This is a genomic window from Citrobacter tructae, assembly GCF_004684345.1.
GTDB classification, from domain to species: domain Bacteria; phylum Pseudomonadota; class Gammaproteobacteria; order Enterobacterales; family Enterobacteriaceae; genus Citrobacter; species Citrobacter tructae.
In genome coordinates, this window is record NZ_CP038468.1 from 13,890 (window position 1) to 27,713 (window position 13,824).

13 protein-coding genes are annotated in these 13,824 nt (G+C 50.2%); 1 reads left to right on the plus strand and 12 read right to left on the minus strand.

Features of this window, described 5'->3' with window-relative positions; genetic code table 11:
- Window positions 1-48: 48 nt before the first annotated feature.
- The 12 genes from E4Z61_RS00085 to E4Z61_RS24300 all read right to left on the minus strand — a co-directional run bounded on the left by E4Z61_RS00085 (window position 49) and on the right by E4Z61_RS24300 (window position 11,502).
- Window positions 49-663 (minus strand): type 4 pilus major pilin, encoded by a 615-nt coding sequence (locus tag E4Z61_RS00085; protein WP_052463753.1) that lies wholly within the window; start codon window positions 661-663, stop codon window positions 49-51.
- A 13-nt stretch (window positions 664-676) separates the two neighbouring features.
- The gene (locus E4Z61_RS00090) at window positions 677-1,771 is read right to left on the minus strand and encodes a type II secretion system F family protein (protein ID WP_040231337.1); all 1,095 of its coding nucleotides are present in this window, start codon (window positions 1,769-1,771) and stop codon (window positions 677-679) included.
- Window positions 1,764-3,323, minus strand: a complete 1,560-nt coding sequence (locus E4Z61_RS00095; RefSeq protein WP_048227627.1) for a GspE/PulE family protein — start codon at window positions 3,321-3,323, stop codon at window positions 1,764-1,766. The genes E4Z61_RS00090 and E4Z61_RS00095 overlap by 8 nt, the downstream gene beginning before the upstream one ends.
- A 2-nt stretch (window positions 3,324-3,325) precedes the next feature.
- Window positions 3,326-3,826 (minus strand): type IV pilus biogenesis protein PilP, encoded by a 501-nt coding sequence (gene pilP, locus E4Z61_RS00100; RefSeq protein WP_053069306.1) that lies wholly within the window; start codon window positions 3,824-3,826, stop codon window positions 3,326-3,328.
- Window positions 3,810-5,114, minus strand: coding sequence for a type 4b pilus protein PilO2 (gene pilO2 / locus E4Z61_RS00105; RefSeq protein ID WP_048227626.1), 1,305 nt, complete (start codon window positions 5,112-5,114; stop codon window positions 3,810-3,812). The genes pilP and pilO2 overlap by 17 nt, the downstream gene beginning before the upstream one ends.
- 1 nt (window position 5,115) lies before the next feature.
- The gene (gene pilN, locus E4Z61_RS00110; protein ID WP_048227625.1) at window positions 5,116-6,792 is read right to left on the minus strand and encodes a PilN family type IVB pilus formation outer membrane protein; all 1,677 of its coding nucleotides are present in this window, start codon (window positions 6,790-6,792) and stop codon (window positions 5,116-5,118) included.
- 14 nt (window positions 6,793-6,806) lie between these two features.
- Window positions 6,807-7,247, minus strand: coding sequence for a type IV pilus biogenesis protein PilM (gene pilM, locus E4Z61_RS00115; protein ID WP_224773767.1), 441 nt, complete (start codon window positions 7,245-7,247; stop codon window positions 6,807-6,809).
- Window positions 7,244-8,368, minus strand: a complete 1,125-nt coding sequence (locus E4Z61_RS00120; protein WP_058687258.1) for a TcpQ domain-containing protein — start codon at window positions 8,366-8,368, stop codon at window positions 7,244-7,246. The genes pilM and E4Z61_RS00120 overlap by 4 nt, the downstream gene beginning before the upstream one ends.
- Before the next feature lie 22 nt (window positions 8,369-8,390).
- Entirely contained in the window at window positions 8,391-9,071 is a 681-nt protein-coding gene (locus E4Z61_RS00125; protein WP_048227624.1) for a hypothetical protein, read from the minus strand.
- A 239-nt stretch (window positions 9,072-9,310) separates the two neighbouring features.
- A complete protein-coding gene (locus E4Z61_RS00130; protein WP_048227623.1) occupies window positions 9,311-9,820 on the minus strand; it encodes a transcription termination/antitermination NusG family protein in 510 nt (169 codons plus the stop codon).
- A 283-nt stretch (window positions 9,821-10,103) separates the two neighbouring features.
- Window positions 10,104-10,364: a helix-turn-helix transcriptional regulator gene (locus tag E4Z61_RS00135; RefSeq protein WP_048227622.1), complete on the minus strand. Its 261-nt coding sequence runs from the start codon at window positions 10,362-10,364 to the stop codon at window positions 10,104-10,106.
- A 451-nt stretch (window positions 10,365-10,815) separates the two neighbouring features.
- Window positions 10,816-11,502, minus strand: a complete 687-nt coding sequence (locus E4Z61_RS24300; protein ID WP_282100814.1) for a helix-turn-helix transcriptional regulator — start codon at window positions 11,500-11,502, stop codon at window positions 10,816-10,818.
- Window positions 11,503-12,261: 759 nt separating this feature from the next.
- On the opposite strand from E4Z61_RS24300, the gene repA reads away from it, so the two are divergent.
- The gene (gene repA, locus E4Z61_RS00150) at window positions 12,262-13,128 is read left to right on the plus strand and encodes a plasmid replication initiator RepA (protein WP_048227619.1); all 867 of its coding nucleotides are present in this window, start codon (window positions 12,262-12,264) and stop codon (window positions 13,126-13,128) included.
- The last annotated feature ends 696 nt before the right edge of the window (window positions 13,129-13,824 follow it).

Genomic DNA, 13,824 nt, shown 5'->3' on the forward strand with positions numbered 1-13,824 from the left:
CATTGCCAGGTAGCAGGAGAGAATGCGTTCCCTCCGCATATCGTCTCCTTAGCTGTTAAGCGTGAAGATCAGCTTGTTAGTACCGGTACTCCCATTGTCAGCTGTGCATTGTGCGCTGGCTTCTTCGGTTGTCACGATTCCATCACTGTGTGCCGTGGAGTTGACGGTAATGGCATCAGCAATTTTGGCTCGGCTGAGCTGTGTGGCGAGCGAGACGCAGGCATCCTGAGGAACCATTTCGTAGGTCAATGAGAATCCGTTTGAGAATCCAGACACGGTTACAGGTGACAGTGTCACTGCACCACCCCATCCATTGTAAAGTGTGGCAGTCCCTGAAGAGGCTGTACCCCGTACAGTCATACTTTTAGGCTGGACTTTCATCTGGATAAGCGCGCCCATCATTTTGGCTCCGGAAGTGAATGTGTAACCATCTCCCCCTTTCAGCAGGTTTTGTGTACTGGTGATGAGAGATTGAATATTCGATGATTCCTTACCCACGTTGACGTTATTTTTGAGGGCGAAGTATCCCGCCAGCACAAGGCCGATGACGACCAGGACGATCAGGGCAATACTCCCCTGTTCCAGAAACCCCCAGCCTCGATGGTGCAACACTGTCTTAACCGGTTTGTATGTCTGAGAAGTTGATTCGGAATTAAATTGCATGATTTTTCCTCGTTTAAAAAGCGCCCGACGAGCTGTTAAGGGCATTGATATCCATAACGACAAGGACCAGAAGCAAAAGCATCAGGATCATTGCCAGGAACATGAGACCGCGGATAACGACTGCACGTTTTGCTACTCGCTCCAGAGTTTGTTCAAGCCAGCGCTGGCCGTAGTTAATTATGATTTCATCATCGCCGTCCCCCTGTAGAAGGGAGAGAAAGTTGGCAGCTTCCTGCGACGGAAAGTCATAACCGCAATCTTTCAGGGCCAGCCCGAAATGTTTACCTTCACGAACGTGTTCGGTAATTGCTTCGATACGCACAGCAAGCCAGGGGGATGCCGTTTCCTGCAGAATCTCCAGCGCGTCTTTAGTTTTGACACCGGACTGCAGTAGTGCACCGATGTTCAACAGGAAAGTTGCACCCTGAATATCCTTATAAACCGACCATGGCATCAGACCGTCGAATGCACGGCGAAGTTTGTCGGGGCGGTGCCAGCGGGGGAGTGACCAGATAGTCCAGATAGTTGATGCGATAGTAGCGATGGCAGTTATTACGCCATATTCACTGAAATACAGCGAGATACCATAAAGAAAGCCGAGTGCACCGGTCCAGTTCTCTGGCGGGCTGATTTCTGTCAACGTGGGAAGTAACTCAGTATTCAGCACATAAATGGTGCTGGCCATCATGATGGCAAAGCCGATCGGATAGATGGCCATCTGCCATACTGCAGCACGAATACGCTTACCGGCGCTGGTCAGAGCACAGGCGTATCTTAGCGCGCGTGGTAGTGACTCACTGCGTATGCCTGCGCTTATGACGGACGCTTCTGCGGCCGGTAGCCATCGGGAGAGCGTACGCTCCAGCGTTTTTTCCCCGCTGTTTTCCCTTAAGGCATCAACACAGTCATCCGTCAGCTCAACGTAGGGATGCCAGTTCTGGCCGAAGTTTGTCCAAGCATTGCGCATTTTCTCCAGTGAAGGCTTAAGTTGTTGCTGGTTTTCAATCAGAAATCGCAGGGCATCATAGAACTGAACACGGTATCGACCGCTGAACGTCTTGCGAACCAGGGTATATCGGAGTCGTTTCAGGACGTGCATTTCACGCATCATCCACCTCCAGACGTTCATCTTCATCGAGCGGAATGATACGGTTGGCCATCAGCGGGTCGACCAGTCCTTCGTTGATTTTATGCAGGACGTGCCGGACACGGCTGATCCCCTGCATGTGATTTATCCAGTATTGGCGCGCCGCGACTTTGCCGTCTGTTTTCAGCAGCTTAAAAAGACGGTTATTGGTCTCGATAACCTCGGCAATGACGGTACGCCCCCTGATCCCCTGACCGACTTTACCGCGAACCTGACCGTTTATCTCCACCACTTGTGTACATGCTTCACATCCCTCTGGGTTGTGGAAATAGAGCTTATCGGTCGAACAGATACCTTCAATGTTGCAGTATTTCTCCAGCCAGTCCTTTTCCTCGAGAGTCAGGCTGGCGACCTTATCCTGCCAGGATATACGACATTCAGGACATAGCGTGGGCACCAGGCGCTGGCTGATAAGTCCAATCAATAACTGGGCATCACACAGCAGATTTTCGTTAATGCCGAGCGTAACCATGCGTTCCGGGATACCGAGTGCAGAGTTTGTGTGTAGCGTAGTCATCACCAGGTGTCCGGTCTGGGCGGCATAAATGGTGGCCAGCATCGAGATAAGGTCGCGCATTTCCTGCATCATGATTGAGTCAGGGTCCAGTCGCAAAGCTGACGAGATGGCTTTTCCCCAGGCGATATGTACTGCTTCTTCATCAGATTTGTCGCAGATGATCGGGGTCTGAACAGCACCCACGACCTGTCCCTCAAGCGGATCTTCAATGGTCAGAAGGTGTTGCCCGGGGTTGGTATCGAGGTATACCCGACAGGCGGTACGCAGCGTAGTGGACTTACCAGAACCGGTAGGTCCCGAGAGAATGATTTTCCCTTCAGGGCGGTCAATCATGCGTATCAGTAGCTTGATTTGTTCGGGCAAATACCCCAGTTGTAGAAAGTCAGGTACGTTATTGCCGTCATCCGGGATAAGGCGCATTACCGCAATCAGACCATCGCCAGTTGGACGGTGGCTGTAGCGGGCACCAAACAGGCCTATTTTCCGCATCATGGCTGGAGAGAGTCGTGCATCCTGCTCACGGTGTGGGTAGAAACTGGTTTCTGACACATCCGACATAGAGAGAATACAGGTGGCACAGAGGGACATTCCTTCCTCTCTCTGACGTTCATCCACCACATGTAAATAGCCGTGAACCCGCATTTTGACCTGGAAGAGCGAGTCTGAAATCAGGAAGTGAATATCTGAGGAGCCGAGCTTTCTGGCCACTGAGAAATAGTTCAGGATCCGTTGCTCACTGTGGCTGCTGTCGCCACCCAGATCTGCCAGCGTCAAACCAGCCTTATCGCTGGCCTGAGGTTGAGCAGCCTGGTTTTTTTTCGCCTCACGTAAGTCCGAGAGAGTAACAAAACGATGTTTGATCCCTGGATGCTTATTCATTAAATCCATCAGCGCGGCCTGTACACCTGGGTCGCCTCGCTGGTTGGTGTCGATAAGGATTTCTTTCTTTTCTCCGTCATCAAACAGCAGGAGGGATTCTGCAGTAATAGCGTTCATGGTTAGTCTCCGAAAGCAAGCAGAGTGCCATCGCTGAGTGTGACACCGGCAAGCGTAATACTCCTGACAGTGCTCTCCAGACCAGGAATACGGCTCCCCGGCGATACAACCAGTGACTGTCCTGATGGTAGTTGTAGTGTGGCGCGGAGTTTTTGGTCGCGACCGTTGATTTCCAGCACGACAGGACGATTATTTGCGGGAACTGTGCGTGCAGGTTGGCCGGGCAGTGAAGTCTCACCGACGATAGCTCCAGGAAGGGAAGGGGCGACGGTACCGGCACCGGCTTGGTTTTCCTCCAGCTGGCGCTGAAGTTGCGCCCCCTGCACTTCTGCCTGGAGGATGATGTTTCGGATATGCAGTTGCTCAAGCTGACCTTTTGTCACTTCGGCTGGTTGTGATACCTGCTGGTTAGTTGACTGAGAGGCCTGAACAGGTAATGGACTGAATACTGGCAGCAGGAGCCAGAGTGTCGCCTGTCGCAGAAAGTTACTTTGCTGACGCATAAATTTTACCTTCAGTGGTATAGCTGAACGCACTGCCATTCAGCTCGAAAGAGATTCGGGTTAGTCGGATACCAGTTTCATCCAGACCGTCGAATAACATGATGGAGGGGAGGGGAGCGGAGAAACTAAACACGTATTCCTGCCAGTCCTGCACGGGAGGCGGCTCTCCGTTCGCCCCTGGCAGGACTGGAGGTGCAGCTACATCAGTGATGTTGAGCATGACCTGCTGTCGCTGGAACCAGGAGAGGATACGGATGAACTGCGTTGAGCTGCTCGGCACGGCTTCATCTTTGAGTGGGCTGTCAGGGGGAGCCAGTGTAACCCTGGCTTCCCGCCCCCCCTCTTTCAGATTGAATACAGGTGTGACACCGAAAACTTCCCGGGCGCGGGCCAGGAATCCCTCTACTGTACCGCCCGGCATAATCTGGTACAGAAGTGTTATCCCATCAGGTGAACAGGTTCCGGATGTCAGCTTCCAGCTTTCCAGAACATACTTCGCCGGATCGGTCCGTCTCTGACAATCGTTGAGAAGATCCGTAGCCGTGACTTCGTGTGCCCAGGGGTGAGGCAGAGATTGAGGTTTTACCTGGGTGGCAAACATCGCGCGGGCCCTGGCCTGGATTTCCTCGGCGGTGAGCGTCGGCTCCTCTGGTGGTGTGGCAGCCTGCCACCAGGTAATGCCAAATGTACCCATCAGCAATATCGCGCTGGCTAAAAACCAGCGTTGTCTTTGCAGTCCATCAACATGTACACGGCATTGCTGTCGTCTACGCGCAGAGAGTCCGGTAAAGAGACTGTTGGCTTCAAGCGGGGTGTCCACTGTGGCCAGACACTTCCATCCTTCTGACGGCGGTTCATTCATGCTCAGGAACAGTGTCAGCAGCGTTTGCATTTTGTCTGCGCCCCCCGTTTTATCGGCGGTGACGGCAGGCAAACCATTGATGCTGGCCAGAAACACGAAATCAGTACTATTCAGTCGGTAAATACCATATCCGTTTCGTGTACTGGCACAAAAAGCGAGCGCCAGTGAGTAAAGCTGATGCCGGCGATGACGGGCTGGCAATCGGCCGCCCCCAACTACCTGTTGCTGCCTGTCCCGTCCATTTATTCGTTCACTGGAAGCATTAACACCGATACCTGCTGTACTGGCGGGCCGTGCTTTTCTCAGTTGAAATGACGGTAGCCGGAATTTCTGCCTTTCCTTTGGTGCCCAGTCCATTCCCGCCAGCCAGTAACGGCTGCGAGATTTTCCATCCCGGATTGTAAACAGGTAAGCCTCATCATTCATTTCAGCCTCCGGAGTTCTGCGGGAACGTCGGCGTGATCACTATGACCAAAGTGGTTCGCTCGTTTTTACCTGACTGACTTCCACCCAGGAGCGGATTCCCTGGCGTGAAGGTACCGGACTTATTGACGGAGGTATTGTTCTGATCAAAGCCGGTGAGGATCAGCGACTGCCCGGCCCGGAGGTTTGCCTTCTGGCTCAGGGAGCGCAGTTTGGTATATGGCATCTCTATATAGGAGTTGCCGTCTTTTGACGTGAAGTTACGAATAGTAGGTGGATCAGACAGATTGAAGTTCACCTGCAGCTGAACATTACCTGTTTCCTGAATTAACGGCAGGAGGGTCATGTTGAACCCGGTAGTGATCATCCCCGGAGTCAGAGTTGTGGTGGCGCCAACATCAGTGGTGGTTGTTGTAGCCGACTGTGCCACATAAACCGTCTGATCTGCCATCTGGATAGGCACGGGCGTCAGGTTTGTCACGGTGCTGGACTGAGAGGTGACGACGCTGACATCACCCTGTTCGGACAGTGCTTTTAGCAGCAGGCTGGAGCCAGCAAACTTCGCGGCATTACCGGTAGCGGTATCAAGAATGGATGCGCCGGCAGATATACCGCCAGAGAGATCCCCGGTAGCGTTATTAAGCGTTGCGCCAGCTGAATGCAGTGACTTGTAGACCAGATTCCAGTCAATCCGGAAATCTTCATTTCGTGAATTACCGACGCTCAGTACTTCAACATTCAGCGCTACCTGCCGGTTCATGATGAGATTCTGCTCGTTCACGTAACGGGCCACGGCAGCCTGTACTGAAGGTGTATCCGTCACAATCAGTGATGAGCTGGACGAGGACAGCCAGTAGCGGCCTTTATTTGGAGTCAGCATGGACTCAACAGCTTTGCGCAGATCAGCATACAGATCGTATTCCTGACCGGTAGTTGTGCTCTGGGAGGTGGTGGATTCCCCGGATGCGGAGTTATCCGTGCCACTGGTGGCCCCCATACTGCTGGTCGTTCCTGAACTGACGCTCGACGTGCTGGACGTTTTGGTATTCAGCATGGCCAACGAATAGGTCCGGGTTTCCATCAGGTAGAAAACGATGGTGCCATTATCCATTCGCCAGTAGAGACCGCTACGGCTGGCCATCAGATCCAGAAGCCCGCCCAGATCGCCCTGCCACATCAATCCGGTGAGATTCAGGGGCTGGCTGGTTCCGCCTGTTGCCGGAGAGGTTACGCCACCCAGGCTTGCCAGTGGTGTCCGCCCACTGTCATCAGGGGGGGGGAGTGAGCCACTCATCTGGCGTGTGACGCCGGTGCTGACGCTACTCTGGCTGATATCAATGGCATCAGGAGTAAATATGACTGGTGTGCCGCACAAAGCTGTGATGCGTTGTGCCAGTTCCTGCAGCGTAATGTTCTTTTTTGCCTGAGTTATGTTACAGGACGGAGCCTGGCGGTTTCTTTCCCGTACGGCGACAGGAATGGGGCTGGGGTTAATCCACTGCCGGTCCGTCCAGGTCAGTGGTTGTTGGTGTTGGGTTCGTGGCAGCTGCGCCTGCGCGCGGGCTACCGTGGCATCAGATTGAGCCTTCGTCTGCATTTTGTTGATTTCAGAGAAGGTACAGCCTGCGAGCATGGCAAAGCAGGACGCCATCAGCAGGCGCCGCAAAAGGGTTTTCTTCATGGGGAAAATCCGGATTAGTTGAGGTAAACCACGGCGCCTTCAGAAACGCCCTGTGGTGCCGTGAGTCCGGTGGCAAGACCGGAGAGCCAGATTAGCTGGCCACTTCTCATGGTGCCGATAAGTGCCGAACCGCGACTCTGTGCCCGTAATGCATCAACGAGCCCAGGTTGTTCCGGCATCCAGATCCACAATCTGCTCTGAAGTAACCGGTACTGGATTCGGCTGTCGGGCGTGAAGGGAAGACCCAGTTGATCGGTTGGAATGGCGCCCTCCTTCTGACCTGTCTTGTAACGCCAGTCATTAACACGATTAGCGATGGTCAGGAACTGGGATGCATAAAACTGGCCGCTCTGTGTTTGTATAGCTGTCCGACTGTTCTGATTGCGCTGGGAATCTATATCACCGGCGATAAGGAAAAATATCATACCGATGGCCAGTATGACCCAGCCCATCATCGACCTGCCGGAGTGTCTGTGACTGATACCACGCACTGCATGCGGGAAGCTTCTGCATAAAGCGGTTTCTGTGCGGTACGGTAAAGGTCGAACATTTGGCCGAGCATGGTTTCAAATGAACCGCGGAATGTCAGCGGAGCATCAAGCCGATAATCCGTCACGGCGACAGGCCATATAACCGTCCAGTGTGGTGAAGCGCCAGATTCACAGCGGGTGTCCTGTGCCCATTTCATCAGCATTTCCCGCAGAGTTGTACCAGCCGGTGCCGTCCAGGTTTTGCCCTGAATCACAGGTGCGATCGGTTGTCCTGTGACTGGCTGCGGTTTCACCGCTACCGGTGTCTGCGCCGATTTTGTCGTTACAGGGGCCGGAGATTTAACAGTTGCCTGCGTTACTGGTTGGGCTGAATCCGGGCCGCTGAATGGGTTTTTCGGTACGCCGGCTGCCTGGGCAGGAGTTGTTCGGTTTTCAGTGGACGACGCAGAGGTTTTTAACTGAGCAGATTGACCCTTTCGCTGCAGTGTGACGGCATGACGATTCCAGTCCACCTGCGCCTGGATTGATTGCTCTTCCAGCAAACGGTTGAGCACCCTAGTCCACTGGTCATTGGTGTATACCGAGACGATACGGGTATTCAGGACAGGGCGCAGTGCATTCTCGTAGTTGAGTGCCCAGCCAGTGGGAATGATACGTTTGACCCACTGTTCGAGTGTGAGGTTGCGCGCCGGTGATAATGACAGAACTTCAACGGGACCCGGTGTGCCGATAAATGTAAGTGTTGACAGTGATGGGTTCGCGATTGAACCAGGTGCGCTGGATTTACTTGTGGAGGAAGCCAGCATTGTTGGTTGAGGTAAAGGCGAGGTCTTCGATAACTGCGCTGCAGTTGCCGACTGTCGTACGGGAACAGGTGTAGCGGCCGGAGGCGCTATCCGTCGTTGTGTTTGTTTGATTATATCAGCGCTGTCGCTGATCTGACCGTCTACAAACACGAGTGCAGGGGTGTCTGGTGCGACATTACGGTTTTGAAATCCCGTGCAGCTGCTCAACAGTGACGGTATTAACAGGGGCAGGGCAATTTTATGCACGCTGACGTCCCGGGTGAATGGTCGAAACTTCATGGTTTGTTCCTTTTGTTATCGGTCAGTGAAGGTCTGGCCGCCAGAGATTACCGCTGCCGACATTTTCTCGATCTCCCCATGCTCCCCATGCGGTTTCCGGCAGGGTACTATGTCCGATATAGAGAGTGCGTAAAGTAGCTTTAGACAACGAGGTGTCCCGGCCTCGAACAACAGAGAAACGATCGAGATAGAAAGACTTTTCAACTTCTTCGTCCTCGTTTTTTTTCAGCAGGAGTTGAAATGTGACAGGTGAAATCATTGAGCCTGTTGCGGTAAATGCTTCTTCCATACGAGTGAGCTGCAGGATGTGATTCTTCCGAGTGCGCTGGCGCTCCATGATTTCGGTGACAACTTGTTCAGGCCAGGGGCAGAGGCAGTGTTTCCAACCAAGTCCTAGAAGTGAATTAAGTACTGCCCGGAATCGAAAAAGATCGCAGTTCCCGGTTGATACAGAGTTCGTCCAGAGCGTAGTCAGTACGGCATCAATGGAGCGTTTTTTTTCGGTTTCGAGTAACTGCCGGATAGTCATGAACTCGCTTCCCATTCCTTTGAATGTCGGTATTCTTCTTGCTCCGCTTAACCATTCAGTGATGAATCTACGTTTGCCACGCTCTGAGGTTATGTGATGGTTTTCGACTGCCGTACGTAAGGCAACGAGAATGCACCACAAGAGATGGCTGACCTGTTCCTGGGTGGATTGCATGGTTTGTCTCTCTTAGGTTCCGGTTTCTGGCAATGACGTCTGTACCTTCATTCCGCCAGAATGAAGGAAGCCTGAGTGCTGGCTGGTTAAAGGAACAGAGGTTGTTCATCGGGTAGGACCAGCCCAGACGTCATTGCCGGAAAACGGTGCAAAAAAAAGCCCCCATAGACGGGGGAAACTAAAAGGGATGGAGTGATAACTGGTTAAGGCCAGTTTAAGAGGCTACGGTAAATTACATTTCAAAACCCCCATGCATCAGCATGGGTGATCATATCGAACAACATCGCTGTCCTGGATATTGGGTGTTCCATTTTTTCTAGCTGTGTCAGGCGTTTGTACTGACTTTTTGTAAGCCAAATATTTGATGCAACTTCCAGTTCATCCCTTGCTGCAGGGTGATGGGTAGGGTCGGGATATTTTTTCATTAATGCTTCAACCACCCTTGTGTTCACTGGGGTGATTTGGCTACCGAACTTCACAAAATCGCAGAAGGCTGAGTGCGCCCTAATAGTATCTATCTTTTGAACATCAAAATTGGCTTTTAGGAAAAAATATCCAGGAAAAACTGCAGATACCCTTTTTCTGAAAACATGCGGTGCATCAGCACGACGTATTTTCGTTAAGGATAATGGCGTCCAGGGAGTAATTCTCCTGTCGTGTAGCCAGCCGAATAATTTCTCGCGATTTTTGCCCCCCGTAATATAGAGAGCAAGATACCATTGTTGGTTACATACAGTCTCAATATTCATTTTTGAACGCTTCGCGCAGAATTGATCCATGACGGGATAATTCAATGTTCAACGGGGACGAACATACTCAACCATGACGACTAACAGTCTTACTAACAAACACTTAAGTTTGCCTGCTGTATTGGGGGTCTCATAGCTCAGAATGCTCTTGTAGGGTAGACCCTCAAGTAAAATTGGCGGCAATACTTAAAGGTCTGCGCGTATAATTCTATCCCAGTAAACCAAAGTAAAGTGTAAATAGTCCAAGTCTTAAAAATGCACCCTTAAGGGGTGCATTTTTTGATTAATTTGTGATCATTAATGAAATCATAAAAAAATATGAGCGTGACAATATTACTGCCCGCATTGCATCGTTGCTTTTTAAGTTCAGAGCCTTAGTGCTTCGCTTAAGATGTGATCGGACCGTTTCAACAGAGATATTGCAAATGTCAGCAATGGATTCATATGTATTTCCGTGTGCATACAGAGTCACAATTTCTAACTGTTTTTTGGAAAGTTCAGGAAAAACGCTATGCAGGGCGTTAATAGTGTTCTCATTAATCATTGTGAAGTCCCCTGGCAAATCAGTACGTAATAAATTTACGCGTAAAATGCATCTCCCTTAATGGGGAGAAACCCCATTGAACATGTTGTGATATGTGGTATGGATTAGGGCGTTCTGTTTAGAGAACACATCAGCTACAAGGCATTGAAAGCCAAGTTTATTTGCTAAGGGGGATTGAGAATTCTTTGATAAGTTCTTGAGCATTGTAGATGAAGCTCCCGTGTAGATATGATATCGGCTACCACGGAGTTCTCACGCTCTGGTGGCAGCCCAGGCAGGGGTGAGAAACCGGCCTACACGGTACCGGCCAACCTTACGGTTGCCCTACCTGAACCGCCATTACACAGATGTGCTGGTTCAGTACACAAAAAAACACGCTATGCGTGTCTATGTGCACGTGTAGATACGGGTTCTCACGCCCGGTCACAGGATTTACTATGACTGTTGAAGACTACTGTTTGCTTAGTGATGAGTCAACTAGATACGCATCAGGATCAGCTCTGAATAATCGAAATCTCGGCTTTAAAAATCGAGGGGGGATATAGGCATCCCAGTTATTCTTCTTGCAAACTTCTATTAGCTCGGCCCCTGACGCGGTCCCGGTTTTCTGCAGACATCTGCTGATTCTGTGTTCTACCGCTTTTAAAGAAGTCCCTAATATCCGAGACATAATTTTCCTGCTGTATTTAAGAGATATTAAAAAAATGACTTCCCATTCAGCATTAGTAAATATCTCGGACGGTACCCTATATACCAACGATTTGGGAACGTCTCCCGACAGTAAGCTATCTGGTCCAAAAATATCAACAGGTCTTACCTGAAGCATAGTACCGGAACAGATCCCTTCATCGTCATAATAGGGCCGGGACTCGAAGTACAAAGCATGTATAGAGTTGCTCTCACCTATTGGATGCGTAACGATTGAAGAGAACTGGTCTTCATGCTCCATAACAAGTTCTTCCTGATTGTGTATTCGCTGTGAAAGGTAAGCTAAGGATGTAGGAAGTTGGTCTAATGTTTTACCTACAATAGGATAATCATAAGGGAGTTTTAATAACCTAAGAAAGGCTTGGTTTACTGCTACATACTGCAGGCTACCATTCTTGATTGTCATAGGTTCCCTGCTGTTGGAAATCAGGTTTAAGACCTGAGGAGCAAGTTGGAATTTTTTTTTGAAGAAATGATTTTAGACATCATCCGCTAATGGCCGTATCTATTTGAATTTTAGAGGTATATTCTGTGTGCGGATGTACTATATCATGTAAAACTACACTTAACTGAGTTTGATCAGCGATCATAATATTAGTTAATGATGCTTTTAAGTGTCTGATTGTATGCTACGATACAATAATTCGTAGGTGCTATCTGTAAACCAGGAGGAGTTATGGCACATCCGATACATTGCACGAAAGTCGCTGGTATCACGGAGTTCAAAAGGGATCCGTTAGGGACTGTCGAGTCAGCAGAGGGTGATGCTATTGCTATTCTGAATCGTAGCGCGCCGGCGTTTTATCTTGTACCACTAGAGCTTTTCGAGAGCTTAAAACGAGACGCAGAAGCGCATCGTTCCAGAAGTGAAGCTTAATCCTGGTGCTGGAGAGATCCTAAAAATTGATCCTGCATTGTTGTGGTGATAAAGTCGGTGAACTTATTGTTATAAATGAATTTATTAGGTTGTCACGCCTTAGAAGGTGACAGGTTCTGGCAGGTTAGTTAACTAAGCCCAGAAAAGCAAAAACCCCGATAATCTTAGATACTTGGCGGCATCGCGAGATTAACGGGGTCCTTAACAAATCATGCAGAAGTTGTTGCTTCTGTATGGGAGTATAACCCGTGCGCGAAAAAAGACAAGAGATTCCGTGCTTACTCCTTCTGTGCAACATAAGCGCAGGAAGTAGTGAGTAAGCAGAATTCTGAAGCTACTACACTTTACCGCCAGGTAAAAAATCCGAATCCAGAGTTCATTCCTGAAAAGGGAAAGAAAACCCTGCCATTCTGTGAAAAAATTCGCGAGAAAGCTGTTGGCTTCACTCAGCGTGCAGAGTTTCAGGCTCTGGTTGCTATGCTGATCGCCCGTGGTGAGCGCAAAAAGCGCCCTCCAGTGTTGCGCATACGGGCTCTGGAAGCAGCTGTTCAGGCAATGTGCCATTATTTTAATCCCCTGGCTAATCGCGTTGGTTCATCGCTTACTACCATGAGCATTCGCTGCGGGCTGGCCACGGAAAAAAAACGTCTGTCGATCACCCGCCTGACGGGGGCTCTGAAGTTTCTCGCTCAGCTCAATCTCATTACCTATAACACCGAATACGACAAAGAAATTGGCTGCAATATCCCCACAGACATAACTTTCACGCCGCTGATGTGGCAGGTACTGGGAGTGTCTGAGGAAGCAGTTGCTGCAGCCCGTCGCAGCCGTATCGAGTGGGAGAACAAGCAACGTGAGAAGAAAGGGCTACCTCGCGCCGGTGCAGATGAACTTATCAGTGCAGCCTGGTCATTCGTGCGTGAACGCTTCCGACAGTATCATAAGTCACGTTATGAACACGGCATGAAACGGCACAGGGCGCGTAAGGATGCTCCCCGAACGCGTAAAGAGATTGAGCAACTGGTTCGTCTGCAGCTCCAGAAAGAAATCAGTAAGGGCCGCTTCTTCGGTACTCTTGATTCGGTGCGCGACGAGATAGAACGTCGTGTCACTGAGCGAATGAAGCTCTCGCGTGGCCATTATGCTCGACTCGGTGATGCCTTGCTCGTCACAACTTAACGCCTGCTAATACACAATCTATATGACCTGGTGCCCTGGCGCCGGTTTACGCCTGCCTGCTTTACAGCTTGTATTGCAGTTTTCACCTGTCCAAGTCCCTGTTTCAGGTCTCTGAATGACATACTCGTCCTGTAGACCTCGGGGTGAATAAACTTAAACAAAATCCGACCTTGGTTGGTCACACATTTCTGTGACCGATCGCCCAATGTTTCGCCGCTTTTCGTTGTTCTTCTACTTATCCACACAAACTACAAGAGGCTATTGCTTCAATCCACTGGAAGGATATCGTTCAAACCACTAAATGGTTTCTTTACAAACTACGATGATCCTTTTAAACACCCGATCTTCTTTCTTTTAAACTTCAGTTATTACTTACTTTTAAAAATAAAACCTATTCAGCACCTGTCCTGTGGACATGTGTATAACGCCCGCCCTTGCAGCGGACGCTGTCCGCGCCGGTTCGGTTCAGGCGCTTTGCGCCTTAAAGTAGCTCCCGCCAAAAATGGCGGGCAGGGTGCAAAACTTTATAAACTGCCAACATCTGGTAACTGACCTTCCAAATCTTCAACTCATCACACAAACTCACCACTGAAAAGCGCCGCCACCCGGCCCAAAGGGCCGGAAGACATCGCTTTTAATGATGGATGTTGTAACTAGATTCTGAGCTGCTTTAATTTATACTGTCGACAGGTCCAG